The sequence below is a fragment of the Micromonospora sp. WMMB482 genome, from assembly GCF_019038635.1.
GTDB lineage: Bacteria > Actinomycetota > Actinomycetes > Mycobacteriales > Micromonosporaceae > Micromonospora > Micromonospora marina.
This window is the reverse complement of the sequence record NZ_JAHOPD010000020.1, coordinates 6,764,564-6,778,057: the sequence shown is the minus strand read 5'-3', so window position 1 is coordinate 6,778,057 and position 13,494 is coordinate 6,764,564. Positions and strand designations below refer to the sequence as shown.

Here is a 13,494-nt window from a genome sequence, read left to right as displayed (position 1 = left end):
CCGCGACCGACCGGGGGATCGGGGCGCCACACTCAGCCCATGTGCACAGCCGAAGCCGCCTTGGCGCCGTGCTGTGCCTTGGAGTTCAGGGCTGTCAACGTGATCACCAGAGCGATGATCAGCAGGCCCGACGCGGCGGCGAACGCCACCGTGTAGCCGTGTGTCAACGCGTCGGAAGCCTGCTGGATCAGGCCCCTGTCGCCGGTGGCCACGCCCTGGAAGAACGCGCCGTCGGCGTGGGGCAGTTGATCGTCGGCGGCGCTGGTCGACAACGTCGCCAGCACCGCCAGGCCCACGGCACCACCGATCTGCTGCGTGGTGTTGAGCACCGCCGAGGCGATCCCGGCGTCTGTGCTGGTCACCCCCGAGACCGCGCCGAGGGTCATCGGCAGGAAGCTCGCGCCCAGGCCGACCGCAGTGACGAACATGGCCGGCATCAGGTGGGTGGCGTACGAGGACGACGGCTCCAGCAGGCTGAACCACAGCATGCCGCCCGCCGCCAGGACAAGGCCGGGCGCGGCGATCGCACGCGGCGGGAACCGGCCGACCAGCCGGGAACCCAGACCCGCCGACAGGCCCATGCCGAGACTGAACGGCAGGTACGCAAACCCGGCGCGGACCGGACTGTAGCCGTGCACCTGCTGCAGGTACAGCGACAGGAAATAGAACGTCGCGAACATGGCAGCACCGATGAGCAGCATCGTCGCGTACGATCCGGCCCGGTTGCGGTCGCGCAGCAGCCGTAGCGGCAGGATCGGGTGGCTGTTGCGCCGCTGGGTCCGCAGGAACACCGCCAACAGGACCGCTGCGATGACGAACATCCCGATCGTCACGTTGTCGTTCCAGCCGCGGTCACCACCCTGCGTGATCGCGTACACCAGAGCCACCAGGCCGCCGGTACCGAGCACGGCTCCCCGCACGTCGAGCTCGCCGTGCGACTTCTCGCCGCTGGCCACCACCCTGGTGCCGATCAACACCGCCAGCCCGATCGGCACGTTGACGAACATCACCCACCGCCACGAGAGATAGTCCGTGAGGACCCCGCCCAGCAGCAGACCGACGGTCGAGCCGATACCGGACATGGCGGCGTACACGCCCATCGCACGGTTACGCGGCGCGCCCTCGGCGAACGTGGTCGCGATCAAGGACAGCGCGGTCGGGGCGATCACGGCAGCGCCGAGACCCTGCAGAACCCGGGCGGCGATGAGCAGCTCGGCGTTCGGCGCGAGTCCGCCCAGTAGTGACGCGAAGCTGAAGACGACCAAGCCGACCCGGAACACCCGGCGCCGGCCGTAGAGGTCACCGGCCCGGCCCCCGAGCAGCAGCAGGCCGCCGAAGGCGAGCACGTACGAGTTGACGATCCAGGACAGACCGGAGGCCGAGACCTCAAGGTCTTCCTGGATGCTCGGTAGCGCGATGTTCGTGATGGTGCCGTCGAGCACGACCATCAGCTGTGCTGCGGCGATCACGACGAGCGCCAGGCCCGGATGTGCGGTCGCGGACCCCGCCGAGACTCGCTCGGTACGCACGGGCACCGTCATTCTCACCCTCCGAAAAGTAGACAGTCGTTGAGAAACTTTGGTCAGCGTAGCCGGACGGTTGGGGCGGCCCGTAGGCGAGTGCCACACCTCACCCCCGTGGCCGTGACACAGCCCGCCGGGTCGGTGGACGGCACTTTGTCTGGCAAATCAGCCCAGGTACGATCGACGTGCCGAGGTGAGAAGGAGTGCCAGATGAGCCGGGCGCAGGCGGACGGTCCCTCGCCCCCCGGGATCCTCTCGGAAGCGACCGCGCAGCGGCCGGAGCGCAAGGGCGAGCGCACCAAGCGCCGCATCCTCGCCACGGCACGACGAGTGTTCGCCGAAGTCGGTTACGAGCGCGCCACCATTCGGGCGATAGCCGCCGCCGCCGACGTCGACAAGTCCTCGGTCATCCAGTACTTCGGTACCAAACAGCGGCTCTTCCGCGAGGCCGTGCACTGGCGCATCCCGCTGCGCGAGCTCACGACCGGCGACCCTGTGCAGAGCACCGACAACTATCTGAGAGCCATGCTCAGTAGCTGGGCCGCCGACCCGAACAGTCCGATGGCGGTGCTCCTACGGGCCAGCATGACCAGCGACGAAGCCGCCGGGATCCTGCGTGACCACGTCACCGCCGAAGCCGTCGACGTCATGGCCGACACCATCACCGCCGCGGAGCCGCGGCTGCGCGCCGCCCTGGCTGGCGCCATGATGATGGGAATCGCCGCCCAGCGCTACGTGCTCCGCATGCCCGACCTGGCGGACGCGGATCTCGACGATGTCCTGCGCGTGGTCGCGCCGGCCATGCGTGCCATCATCGCGCCGGACTCCTGCATCGGCGCTGACGGCGAATGAACGTCGGTTACCACCGTCGAAAATTTTCTCAACGCCCGTCTACTTCCAGGTAGACTCGGTCCCATGGCTGCTGTACCCGCCGGGGATTCGGAGCACCGTTGCGGGCCGCTGCTCGATCACCTGGCCCGGCGGATCTGGCTGCGTGCCGAGCCGGCGCTGACTCCGCTCCATCTCCGGCCACGGCATCTTGTCGCGCTGACCATGATCCGCGCCGGCGGCGGAATCAGTCAGCAGGCCCTGGCCAGGACGCTGGCGATGGACGGGACGAATATCGTGGGGCTGCTCAACGAGCTGGAAAGCGGTGGCCTCACCAAGCGGATGCGCTCACCGCAGGACCGTCGTCGGCACCTGGTCGAGCTGACCCCACTCGGGGTCGAGCGCCTCCGGGATGCGGAGGGCGCCATGGCCACCGCCGAGGACGAGGTGCTCGTGGCCCTGGCGCCCGTCGAGCGCGAGAGGCTCTACCACCTACTCCGGCGGGCCTCCACCGCGGTCGACGAGGAGTTGACCGCACGCTGATCGGACCGACAGTTGGCGCCAGATGGCCCCGCCAGCGGCCCGCGCAAGTTTTGCCGCGTCTGTCGTCAGACCGACCACCAAACCGATCCGCTCTCTCGTGCGCGACCTGTCGCCGCCGACGTCGGAGGCTATCCGTTCACGGCTGCACCGGCTGCGGAGTCGGCGGGCAGGCTGTCCATGAACGAGCTCACCGAGAAGACCGCCCGCCCGGGACCAGCGGGGCCGTACCCGGGCGGACTGGACAGGCCGTTGGCCTCCATGGTCGCCCGGTAGGTCTCCAACAGCCGGATGTGGTACTCCAAAGGTGCGCCCTGAGGGTTGGTCCGGCCGAGCGGGGTGGTCGGCTCCGGGCACCAGGTGGTGAATCGCGGGGTGATCCCGCGGGACATGAAGTACTGCAGGCCCTCGGCGGTCGATTCGATTGCCTCGTCCACCGTGGTGAAGCCGTGCGGGGCGGCCATCTCGACGCCGGCGACGAAGTTCGGGATGACGTTGCGTGGTCCGAAGACCTCGGCGGAGTCGAGGATGCGGCGGTGCCACTCCTCGCGGCCCACGTACCGCTCCTTGCCGGGGCAGTAGAGTTCGAAGAGTCGCTTGTCCCACACCTCGTAGTTGGGGTGGTAGATCCGGATCCCGTAGTCGTGGAAGCGCTGTACGTCGGCCCGCGGCAGGGCTTGGGCGACCACCTTGCCGACCCACCGGCCCGGGAACCGCTCCTCGATCGCCTGGGCGTAACGGCCGTAGAAGTCGGCCTCGGCCAGCCCGTCGACCTTCGAGGTGATGCTGCCGCCGGTCAGTGTGTACGCCTGTGAGGCGCGTGCCGTGTCGTGCTTGTCGATGATTGCCAGCGCTTCGAGGACCTCGTCGACCGGCTTGACCCCGGTGTACGGGCGGCCGGCCTGCTTGTGCTGACGCCAGTTGTGGTTGATGTCGCAGTACTGGCACTCCTCTTTGGCGCCGAAGTACTGGCAGACCCGGAAGGCGGTCAGGTAGATGAGGTAACCCCACTGGATCGTGGGGGCGACCTCCATCACCGACTTGCCGTTGGCGAGCGTGTGCCGGTAGTAGTCAGGCATCGGGGGCAGGCCCACCTCGGCGATCGCCCGCCCGTCGAGGAGCAGCATGAGCCGTCCGTCGTCGTCGGGCTTGACCCGGTAGGGCGAGTCGGGGTTCGTGCGGACCGACACGACGGTCCGGCGCAGGTCGTACGGCCCCCCGGTGAGCACGATCTCCTCCGGCGGCCGACGCAACGCGGCGGCGCCCAGCTCGGGCAGTGTCCGGTGGTCGAACGAGAAGATGAAGTACGACTTCGGCTTGACCTCACCGTGTTCGTTGTCGGTCAACGCCGAGTCGTCGAAGGCCAGTCCTCCGCGCAGCAGGTCCTCCTTGATCACCGCCTCACGCGGCACATCAGGAAAGCGTCCCATCAGGTCTTCGATGAGGTCCGTACGAGACTGCATGCGTTGCTCCTTCTCGACGGCCGACGAATGTTTGGCGGCGGGTCAGCCGTCCGTCATTCGCTCCATGCAACACCCGCCCGGACCGGTGCGGCAACGAGGGCCGCGCTACCGGCGGCGTAAGTGTGAGCAGAGTCTCCCTTCATTGACCTGAAGTCCGGTTGAGTTCCTAGCTTTGCGGCGAACCGACACTCCCGCCGCCTCCGAGTCTTGATAAAAAGCGCGAAGAGTGCTGCATATCTGCGTACGACAAGCGGCTCTTCGCAATCCTGAGTATCCGACTGGTACACGAACAGAGGGAACAGCCATGGACCGATCCGTGCGGGTCGCCATCGTAGGAGCCGGCCCGGCTGGCATCTACACCGCGGACATCCTCACCAGAGCCGTCCCGACGGCGACCGTCGACATCTTCGACCGCCTGCCCACGCCGTACGGCTTGATCCGGTACGGCGTCGCGCCCGACCACCCACGGATCAAGGAGATCATCACCGCACTACACCACGTGCTGGACGACCCGCGGATCCGTTTCATCGGCAACGTCGACTACGGCGTGGACGTCAAGCCGGAGGAGCTTGACCAGTTCTACGACGCGACAGTCATCGCCACCGGCGCCGACAAGGATCGTGAGCTGGCGATCCCGGGTATCGATCTGCCGGGCAGCTTCGGTGCCGCGGACTTCGTCTCCTGGTACGACGGGCACCCCGACGTGCCCCGCGACTGGCCGCTGACCGCGACCAGGGTAGCGGTGATCGGCGCCGGCAACGTGGCGGTGGACGTAGCCCGGGTCCTCGCGAAGACCGCTGACGAGCTACTCGAGACCGAGATCCCGGACAACGTGCACCAGCGCTTGATGACCAGCCCGGTCACCGACGTGCACCTGTTCTCTCGCCGTGGGCCCGGCCAGGTGAAGTTCACGCCGCAGGAACTGCGCGAGCTCGACGAGTCGCCGAATGTCGAGGTGATCGTGCACCCGGAGGGCATGGAGTTCGACGAGGGCAGCCTGGCCAGGATCCGCGCCAAGCGTTCGGTCAAGATGTGCGTCGACATCCTGCAGAACTGGGCCGCGCGTACACCAACCGCACGCACACGCAACCTGCACCTGCACTTCCTCGAGGCGCCGGTGGAGATCCTGGGTCAGGGCCGGGTGACCGGCTTGCGCACCGAGACGCAGGAGCTGACCGGCGACGGCTCGGTGCGCGGCACCGGCGTGTACACCGACTGGGACGTCCAAGCCGTCTACCGGGCGATCGGCTACCTCAGCCGCCCCATCGCCGACCTGCCGTTCGACGCAGCTACCGGGACGGTTCCGCACGACGCCGGTCGCGTTCTCGGCCTCGACGGCGACCGGATCCCCGGTAGGTACGTGAGCGGCTGGATCAAGCGTGGCCCGGTCGGACTGATCGGCCACACGAAGAAAGATGCGAGTGAGACCGTCGCGAGCCTGCTTGCCGATCTGCCCGGCAAGCAGACGGCGAGCACCCACCCGGCCGACATGCTAGCCCACCTCGCCCGACGTGGTATCACCCACACCACGTGGGCGGGCTGGCAGCAGCTGGACCGCCACGAGATCGAGCTCGGCCGCCCGCACGGGCGCACTCGAGTGAAAGTCGTCCCCCGACAGGACATGATCGACATCAGCAGCGTGCGCTGAGAGTCACATCGCCCGCGCAATCGAACCCGGCGGCACCCCTCAGCTTCCTCGGCCGCTGCCGTCCCGGCTCTCGACGGAGCGGGTGTGCGACGGATACCCGGTGCCACGGACGGCCACGGGCCGGCCGCCGGAGCTGGTGATCGGCGACCAGCGGTGGAAACCACTGAGTCGCACCCTCATAGTCGTGCTGAAAGGCAGTCTCGTGAACGCTCGGCAGCCGATCGACGATCTGATCGTGCAACGGCGCATCGCCACGGCAATACGGGCAATTCGCGCGGCCGAGGAGTGCAGCCTCCAGCGAGCGCTTGACGTGTTCTACGAACGGTACGACTTCCTGCGGCGAACCAGGGCCCATGACTTCACGGTCTCCCACGAGGAGTACTGGCAGGGCGTCTACAGGGCCGGACAGTGGGATGTCCATCCTGATCGCATGAACTAACCTCGGCCCTTCGGTAAGGGCTGTCCACGGACTGGGCTGGGAACGAAGAAGTGCCTTCTGATCTGGGAAAATAGGGCTTGCTGAGGGTCCGATTTTCCTGTCACGGAAGGCACTTGCTGGGTGAAGGTTACCGCAACACGTCCGAAGATCATGGTGACCGGCGGCGGGCGGGGGTCACGTCGGTGCCCGGCTGCTCGCTGATCTGGCCGACGTCACCGGGCTGACCAGCGCGTTCGGGGAGGCTCTGGCGGGGCTGCGGCAGCGGCAGGGCGGGCATGACCCTGGCCGGATCGCCGTGGATCTGGCGGTGATGCTCGCCGACGGCGGTGAGGCCATCGCTGATCTGGCGGTGCTGCGGGATCAGCCGGGGTTGTTCGGGCCGGTCGCCTCTGACCCGACCGCGTGGCGGCTGTTGTCGCAGGTGGACGAGACCCTGTTGGCTGGGCTGCGGGCCGCGCGGGCCCGCGCCCGTGAGGTCGCCTGGGCCCAACACGCCGAGGTCTGCGGTGACCTGCCGCAGCCGTTGGTGGCCGGCCGGCACGTCGAGGGTTTGGTCCTGGACATCGACGCCACGATCGTGCTCTGCCACTCCGAGAAGGAAGCAGCGACCCGCACCTGGAAGAAGACGTTCGGCTACCACCCGCTGCTGTGCTTCCTGGACAACACCGGCGAAGCCCTGGCCGGCCTGCTGCGGGAGGGCCGAGCCGGGTCGAACACCACCGCCGACCACATCACCGTCCTGAACCAGGCATTGGCCCAGATCCCCGACGCCGTCCGGCACGGCACCCCGATCCTGCTACGCGCCGATTCGGCCGGCAGTAGTCACGGCTTCCTCGCCCACATCCGGACTCTGCGCCAGCAGCAGCACCTGGACATCCGGTTCTCCGTCGGCGCCGCGATCACCGAACCCATCCGGGCCGCGATCAGGTCCGCTACCGGCTGGCTCCCCGCCGTCGACACCGACGGTGGCCTGCGCGACCACGCCGAGGTCTGCGAGATCACCGGCCTCATCGACCCGGCCGGCTGGCCCGAAGGCACCCGATTCCTGGTCCGCCGCGAACGCCCACACCCCGGCGCCCAACTGACCTTGTTCGACACCGTCGAAGGCTGGCGACATCAAGTCGTCGCCACCGACACCCCACCCGGCCAGGGCAGCATCCAGCACCTGGAGGCGCGCCACCGCGCTCACGCCCGCGTCGAGGACCGTATCCGCACCGGCAAGGACACCGGCTTCGGTCGGTTCCCCTCCCGGATCTTCGCCATCAACCAAGCCTGGCTGCAGTTGGCACTGACCGGCATCGACCTACTCGCCTGGACCCAAACCCTGCTCCTCGACGGTGACCTCGCCCGCGCCGAACCCAAGAAGCTGCGCTACCGGCTGCTACACGTCGCGGCCCGCCTCACCCGCACCGCCCGCCGGACCCGACTCGCCATCGCCACCGACTGGCCCTGGACCCACGCTCTGACCAGCGCCTTCACCCGCCTCGCCGGACTACCCCGACCCGCCGGCTGAACCCGCAGCCCCACGCCCCGACCAGCAACACCGAGGAACCCGGCCCCGCGCCGGGCCATCAGCATGCCAACGACCCGGCGCGCGAACCCCGGACCCTGTCGCAGATCATGGACCAGCACCACACCAACCTGATGGGTACGGTGCACGGCGGCCGGATCCTCAACCTGATCGACTCGGTCGCCGGGGTCGTCGCCGCCCGCCACTCCGACGGCCCGGCGGTCACCGCAGCCATCGACGAGACCGCCTTCCTACGCGCGGTCCGCGTCGGTGACGTGGTCAACGTCGACGCGCGGATCACCTGGGCCGGCCGCAGCTCGATGGAGGTGGCGGTGAAGGTCAGCGCGGACCGCTGGGACCGCGCGGTGCCCCCGGTCGACGTGGCCACGGCACACCTGGTGATGGTGGCCGTCGACGACCACGGCGACCCCCGCGCGGTCCCGCCGCTGCTGCCGCAGACCGACGGGGACCGGCGACGCTACCGGGAGGCGCAGATCCGACGGGAGCACCGGCTGGCGCTGCGCCGGGCCCTGCTCGACGGCGCCGGGGTGGGCTGAACGGTGCTCGGACTGTCCGTTGCGGCGCTCGCCGGCTATCTCGCCGCGATCGTCGTCCTCATGGTCACGCCCGGCCCGGACATGATGTTCGTGCTGGCCAACGCCACCCGCTACGGCGCCCGATCCGGGGTCGTCGCCGCGCTCGGTGTCGCCGCCGGGGAAGCCGTGCACGTCGCCGCGGTGGTCGGGGGACTGGCCACGGTGATCAGCGCGTCACCGGTCCTGTTCACCGCCATCCGATGGGCCGACGCCGCGTATCTGATCGTCCTGGGGGTCTGGGCCGCGTGTCGGCGCGATCCGGTCACCGCCGACGATCCGGACCGCGGCGCGTCGCCCGGGCGGGCCTTCCTGCGTGGACTGGTGACGAACCTGCTCAATCCGAAGATGATCCTGTTCAGCGTGGCGTTCCTGCCCCAGTTCGTCGATCCCGCCGCCGGTGACGCCACGGCGCAGCTCGTCCTGCTCGGCGCCCTGTTCGTCGCCGTGCAACTCGCCGTCGACGTCACCCTCGGCGCGGGCGCCGGCAGGCTCGCCTACCGGTTGGCCGACCAGCGGTGGTCGCGGCGGATCAACCGGCTCTGCGCGGTCGCGTTCATCGCACTCGGCGTCCGGCTGGCCGTTGGCTGACATGCCGTCACCGGGTGGGGCGGCGCTCACGCCGACTACCTGAGCGTCGTGCTCACCGGTGCCGACCGGCGCACGGGATCGTGGCGCGGGTCAGGGCGGCGTTCGGGTCGGCGCCAAGGATCAGTGGTGAGGGCGCGACGTCGGCGCGGACGAGGAGGTCGCCGATGGCGGCGATCATGGCGCCGTTGTCGGTGCAGAGTCGGGGTGCGGGGACGCGCAGGGTGATGCCGGCGGCGTGACAGCGCTGTTGGGCGAGGGCGCGCACGCGGCTGTTGGCGGCGACGCCGCCGACGAGCAGCAGGGTGTCGATGTCGTGGTCGCGGCAGGCGGCGACGGCTTTGCGGGTGAGTGTGTCGGCGACGGCTTCCTGGAAGGAGGCGGCGATGTCGGCGACGGGCAGGGGGCCGTGGTGGCGTTCGGTCCAGCGGGCGACGGCGGTTTTCAGGCCGGAGAAGGAGAACCGGTAGGGCGGGTCTCCGGGTGCGGTCATGGGGCGGGGGAAGGCGATCGCGGTGGGGTCGCCGTGGCGGGCGGCGGCGTCGATTGCCGGGCCGCCGGGGTACGGCAGGCCGAGCAGCCGGGCGACCTTGTCGAAGGCTTCGCCGGCGGCGTCGTCGGCGGTGTCGCCGAGGTGGACGACGGGGTCGCGGGCGAGGTCGCCGAGCCGCAGCAGGCTGGTGTGGCCGCCGGAGACGATCAGGGCGATGCTGCGCGCGGGTAGCGGGCCGTGGTCGAGGATGTCGACGGCGGCGTGGCCGGCGAGGTGGTGCACGCCGTAGAGGGGGACGCCGAGGGTGAGGGCGTAGGCCTTGCCGGCGGCGAGGCCCACCTGTACGGCGGTGGCGAGGCCGGGGCCGGCGGTGGCGGCGACTGCGTCGATGTCGGCGAAGCCGATACCGGCGCGGTCGAGGGCGTGGCGGACCATCGGGGTGATGGCGTGCAGGTGGGCGCGGGCGGCGATCTCGGGGACGACGCCGCCGAAGCGGGCGTGTTCGTCCATGCTGGTGGCGAGGGCGTCGCCGAGCAGGACGCCGCCGGCGACGATGCCGACGCCGGTCTCGTCGCAGGACGTTTCGATGCCGAGGACGACCGGCACCGCTCAGTCCTGCCCGGCGCCCGCGCCGACGCCGGGGTGTTCGGCCGCGGCGGCGAGCAGTCGTTTGCGGGTGCGGGCGGGTAGCCGGTCGACGTAGGCGAGGCCGTCGAGGTGGTCGACCTCGTGTTGCAGGCAGCGGGCGAGTGTTCCGGTGCCGTCGATGCGGACGGGCTGGCCGTGCAGGTCGACGCCGGTGACGGTGGCGGTGGCCTGGCGGGTCACGTCGGCGTACTGGCCGGGCACGGACAGGCAGCCCTCGCTGTCGGTGGCGAGGTCACGCTGCTCGGGCAGGTGCAGGACCGGGTTGATCACGTGGGCGACGGTGTGGGCGCCGGTGGCGTCGGGGCAGTCGAGGACGAAAATCCGGGCGTCGGCGCCGATCTGGTTGGCGGCCAGGCCGACGCCGTGGGCGGCGTGCATGCTGGCGAACATGTCCGCGACGAGCTGCGCGAGGGCGTCGTCGAAGACGGTCACCTCGGCGCAGCGGCGGTGCAGCACCGGGGTGCCGTATCGGGTGATGGGTCGTGGGGTGCCGGTCGGTGTCTGCACAGTCGCCCATACTATGCAATTGCCAATGACTTGCAGTAAGGGATGGGGTGGTATGCGGACGGGGGAGATCAGGCGGCGGTTCCTCGCCCATTTCGAGGCGAACGGGCACGCCGTGGTGCCGTCGGCTCCGCTGCCCGCCATCAGCGACCCGAACCTGCTGTTCATCAACGCGGGCATGGTGCAGTTCGTGCCCTACTTCCTGGGCCAGCAGGCCCCGCCGTACCAGCGGGCGACGAGCGTGCAGAAGTGCATCCGGACGCCGGACATCGACGAGGTCGGCAAGACCAGCCGGCACGGCACGTTCTTCCAGATGAACGGCAACTTCTCCTTCGGTGACTACTTCAAGTCCGGGGCGATCCCGCTCGCCTGGGACCTGGCCACCAAGTCGGTCGAGGCGGGCGGTTTCGGGCTGGACCCGGAGCGGATCTGGGCGACGGTCTACCTGGACGACGACGAGGCGTACGACATCTGGCGGGCCACCGGCGTGCCCACCGAGCGGATCGTGCGCCGGGGCAAGGCCGACAACTTCTGGTCGATGGGCATCCCCGGCCCGTGCGGCCCGTGCTCGGAGCTCTACTACGACCGCGGCCCGGCCTACGGCCGCGAGGGCGGCCCGGAGGTCGACGAGGACCGCTACCTGGAGTTCTGGAACCTCGTCTTCATGCAGTTCGAGCGCGGCCCGGGCACGGGCAAGGAGGACTTCCCGATCCTCGGCGACCTGCCGGCGCGCAACATCGACACCGGCATGGGCCTGGAGCGGATGGCCTCGCTGCTGCAGGGCGTGGACAACCTCTACGAGATCGACGAGGTCAAGCCGATCCTGGACCGGGCCGCCGAGCTGACCGGCAAGCGGTACGGCGCGCACTCGGGTCACGCGGCCAACCAGTCGCACCCGGACGACGTGCGGCTGCGGGTGATCGCCGACCACGTGCGCACCGCGCTGATGCTGATCGGCGACGGCGTGACCCCGTCGAACGAGGGCCGGGGCTACGTGCTGCGGCGGATCATGCGCCGGGCGATCCGGGCGGTGCGGCTGCTGGGCTACCAGGATCGGGCGCTGCCGGAACTGCTGCCGGTGGCCCGCGACTGCATGGCGCCGTCGTACCCGGAGCTGGCCGAGGACTTCGGTCGGATCTCCCAGTACGCGTACGCCGAGGAGGACGCGTTCCTGGCCACGCTGCGCGCGGGCACCACGATCCTGGACACCGCCATCGCCGAGACCAAGTCGGCCGGCAAGCCGGCGCTGTCCGGTGACAAGGCGTTCCAACTGCACGACACGTACGGCTTCCCGATCGACCTGACCCTGGAGATCGCCGCCGAGCAGGGCCTCCAGGTCGACGCGGAGGGCTTCCGCCGGCTGATGGCCGACCAGCGCAGCCGGGCCAAGGCCGACGCGCAGGCCCGCAAGACCGGGCACACCGACCTGTCTGCCTACCGGCGGATCATCGACACGGCGGGCCCGACGGACTGGCGCGCCTACACCGACCTGACGACCGAGTCGACGATCGTGGCGATCCTGACCGACGGCGAACCGGTGCCCGCCGCGTCCGAGGGACAGATCGCCACTGTGGTCCTGGACGTCACCCCGTTCTACGCCGAGTCCGGCGGGCAGGCCGCCGACGCCGGGCACCTCACCGGCCCCGACGGCGCGGGCGAGGTGATCGACGTGCAGCGCCCGGTCAAAGGGCTCGTCGCCCACCAGGTCCGCGTCACCGCCGGGCACCTGACGGTCGGCGCCCACCTCACCGCGCACGTCGACGCGACCTGGCGCCTCGGTGCCCGACAGGCGCATTCCGGCACCCACGTGCTGCACGCCGCGCTGCGGCAGGTCCTCGGCCCGACCGCGTTGCAGTCCGGCTCCTACAACCGGCCCGGCTACCTGCGGCTCGACTTCACCTGGCCCGGCGGCCTGTCCCCGGCCACCCGCAGCGAGGTCGAGGACGTCGCGAACCAGGCGCTGCGCGACGACCTCCCGGTCACCGCGCAGCTCATGCCGCTGACCCGAGCCCGCCACCTCGGCGCCCTGGCCCTGTTCGGGGAGACCTACGACGAGCAGGTCCGGGTGGTCGAGATCGGCGGGGCCTGGTCCCGGGAGCTGTGCGGCGGCACCCACGTCGCCCACTCCAGCCAGATCGGCCTGCTCGCGCTGACCGGCGAGTCGTCCGTCGGCGCCGGTCACCGCCGCGTCGAGGCCGTTGTCGGCCTCGACGGGCTGCGCTACCTCGCCCGGGAACGTGACCTCGTCACCCAGCTCGCCGCGCAGCTGCAGGCCCCGCGCGAAGACCTGCCCGAACGCATCGGCGCGCTGCTCGACCGCGCCAAGGCCGCGGAACGCCGCGCCGACCAGCTCACCCGAGAACTCACCGCGCAGCGCGCCCGACGCCTCGCCGCCGACGCGGTACGCATCAACGGCACCCGCCACGTCGGCGTCGTCGCCGCCGACGGCGAGGACCCACGGCAGCTCGCCGAGCTGATCCGCGCCGCGCTGCCCCAGGACCAGCCCGGCGTGGTCGCGGTCGCCGCGTCCGCGCCACGCAACACCCGACTGGTCGTCGCCACCACCGCGGCGACGCCGGACCCGCTCAGCGCCGTACACCTGGTCAAGGCCACCCTCGACGGGCGCGGCGGCGGCACCGCCCGCCTGGCGCAAGGCGGAGCCTCGGGTCGCACCGCCGAGGAGATCCTCACCGCGCTCGCCACGATCATCTGACCGC

General features: G+C 70.3%; 11 protein-coding genes and 1 pseudogene. 8 read left to right on the top strand and 4 right to left on the bottom strand.

Annotated features, from left to right (window positions below; translation table 11 throughout):
• Positions 1–32 precede the first annotated feature (32 nt).
• Positions 33–1,628, bottom strand: coding sequence for an MFS transporter (locus KSK32_RS31855; RefSeq protein ID WP_308163772.1), 1,596 nt, complete (start codon positions 1,626–1,628; stop codon positions 33–35).
• A 105-nt stretch (positions 1,629–1,733) separates the two neighbouring features.
• On the opposite strand from KSK32_RS31855, the gene KSK32_RS31850 reads away from it, so the two are divergent.
• Both KSK32_RS31850 and KSK32_RS31845 read left to right on the top strand, forming a co-directional pair.
• Positions 1,734–2,375: a TetR/AcrR family transcriptional regulator gene (locus KSK32_RS31850; RefSeq protein WP_216935576.1), complete on the top strand. Its 642-nt coding sequence runs from the start codon at positions 1,734–1,736 to the stop codon at positions 2,373–2,375.
• Positions 2,376–2,438: 63 nt separating this feature from the next.
• A complete protein-coding gene (locus tag KSK32_RS31845) occupies positions 2,439–2,894 on the top strand; it encodes a MarR family winged helix-turn-helix transcriptional regulator (RefSeq protein WP_216935574.1) in 456 nt (151 codons plus the stop codon).
• A gap of 128 nt (positions 2,895–3,022) precedes the next feature.
• Here the strand turns inward: KSK32_RS31845 and KSK32_RS31840 are convergent, their stop codons facing one another.
• On the bottom strand, positions 3,023–4,354 hold the full coding sequence (locus KSK32_RS31840) for a radical SAM protein (RefSeq protein WP_216935572.1): 1,332 nt from the start codon (positions 4,352–4,354) through the stop codon (positions 3,023–3,025).
• A gap of 226 nt (positions 4,355–4,580) precedes the next feature.
• Here KSK32_RS31840 and KSK32_RS31835 point away from each other — a divergent pair, with 226 nt between their 5' ends.
• The 5 genes and pseudogenes from KSK32_RS31835 (at position 4,581) to KSK32_RS31815 (ending at position 9,135) form a co-directional block, all read left to right on the top strand.
• Positions 4,581–6,002, top strand: a complete 1,422-nt coding sequence (locus KSK32_RS31835; RefSeq protein WP_308163771.1) for an FAD-dependent oxidoreductase — start codon at positions 4,581–4,583, stop codon at positions 6,000–6,002.
• A gap of 184 nt (positions 6,003–6,186) precedes the next feature.
• A complete protein-coding gene (locus tag KSK32_RS31830) occupies positions 6,187–6,441 on the top strand; it encodes a hypothetical protein (RefSeq protein ID WP_216935570.1) in 255 nt (84 codons plus the stop codon).
• Positions 6,442–6,591: 150 nt separating this feature from the next.
• Positions 6,592–7,954, top strand: a pseudogene (locus KSK32_RS31825) (IS1380 family transposase).
• 107 nt (positions 7,955–8,061) lie between these two features.
• On the top strand, positions 8,062–8,508 hold the full coding sequence (locus tag KSK32_RS31820) for an acyl-CoA thioesterase (protein ID WP_254187277.1): 447 nt from the start codon (positions 8,062–8,064) through the stop codon (positions 8,506–8,508).
• Positions 8,509–8,511: 3 nt separating this feature from the next.
• Positions 8,512–9,135 (top strand): LysE family translocator, encoded by a 624-nt coding sequence (locus KSK32_RS31815; protein ID WP_216935568.1) that lies wholly within the window; start codon positions 8,512–8,514, stop codon positions 9,133–9,135.
• A gap of 52 nt (positions 9,136–9,187) precedes the next feature.
• Here KSK32_RS31815 and tsaD read toward each other — a convergent pair whose 3' ends face one another.
• Positions 9,188–10,231 (bottom strand): tRNA (adenosine(37)-N6)-threonylcarbamoyltransferase complex transferase subunit TsaD, encoded by a 1,044-nt coding sequence (tsaD, locus tag KSK32_RS31810; RefSeq protein WP_216935566.1) that lies wholly within the window; start codon positions 10,229–10,231, stop codon positions 9,188–9,190.
• 3 nt (positions 10,232–10,234) lie between these two features.
• Positions 10,235–10,780: a peptide deformylase gene (gene def / locus KSK32_RS31805; protein WP_374226735.1), complete on the bottom strand. Its 546-nt coding sequence runs from the start codon at positions 10,778–10,780 to the stop codon at positions 10,235–10,237.
• Between the two features lie 52 nt (positions 10,781–10,832).
• Here def and alaS point away from each other — a divergent pair, with 52 nt between their 5' ends.
• Positions 10,833–13,490 (top strand): alanine--tRNA ligase, encoded by a 2,658-nt coding sequence (gene alaS, locus KSK32_RS31800; protein WP_216935561.1) that lies wholly within the window; start codon positions 10,833–10,835, stop codon positions 13,488–13,490.
• Positions 13,491–13,494: the final 4 nt, after the last annotated feature.

Bases quoted from the DNA above. Each gene is read 5' to 3' on its own strand.
- KSK32_RS31850 (WP_216935576.1), top strand. From the start codon at position 1,734: ATGAGCCGGGCGCAGGCGGACGGTCCCTCGCCCCCCGGGATCCTCTCG.
- KSK32_RS31845 (WP_216935574.1), top strand. From the start codon at position 2,439: ATGGCTGCTGTACCCGCCGGGGATTCGGAGCACCGTTGCGGGCCGCTG.
- KSK32_RS31840 (WP_216935572.1), bottom strand. From the start codon at position 4,354: ATGCAGTCTCGTACGGACCTCATCGAAGACCTGATGGGACGCTTTCCT.
- KSK32_RS31820 (WP_254187277.1), top strand. From the start codon at position 8,062: ATGGACCAGCACCACACCAACCTGATGGGTACGGTGCACGGCGGCCGG.
- alaS (WP_216935561.1), top strand. From the start codon at position 10,833: ATGCGGACGGGGGAGATCAGGCGGCGGTTCCTCGCCCATTTCGAGGCG.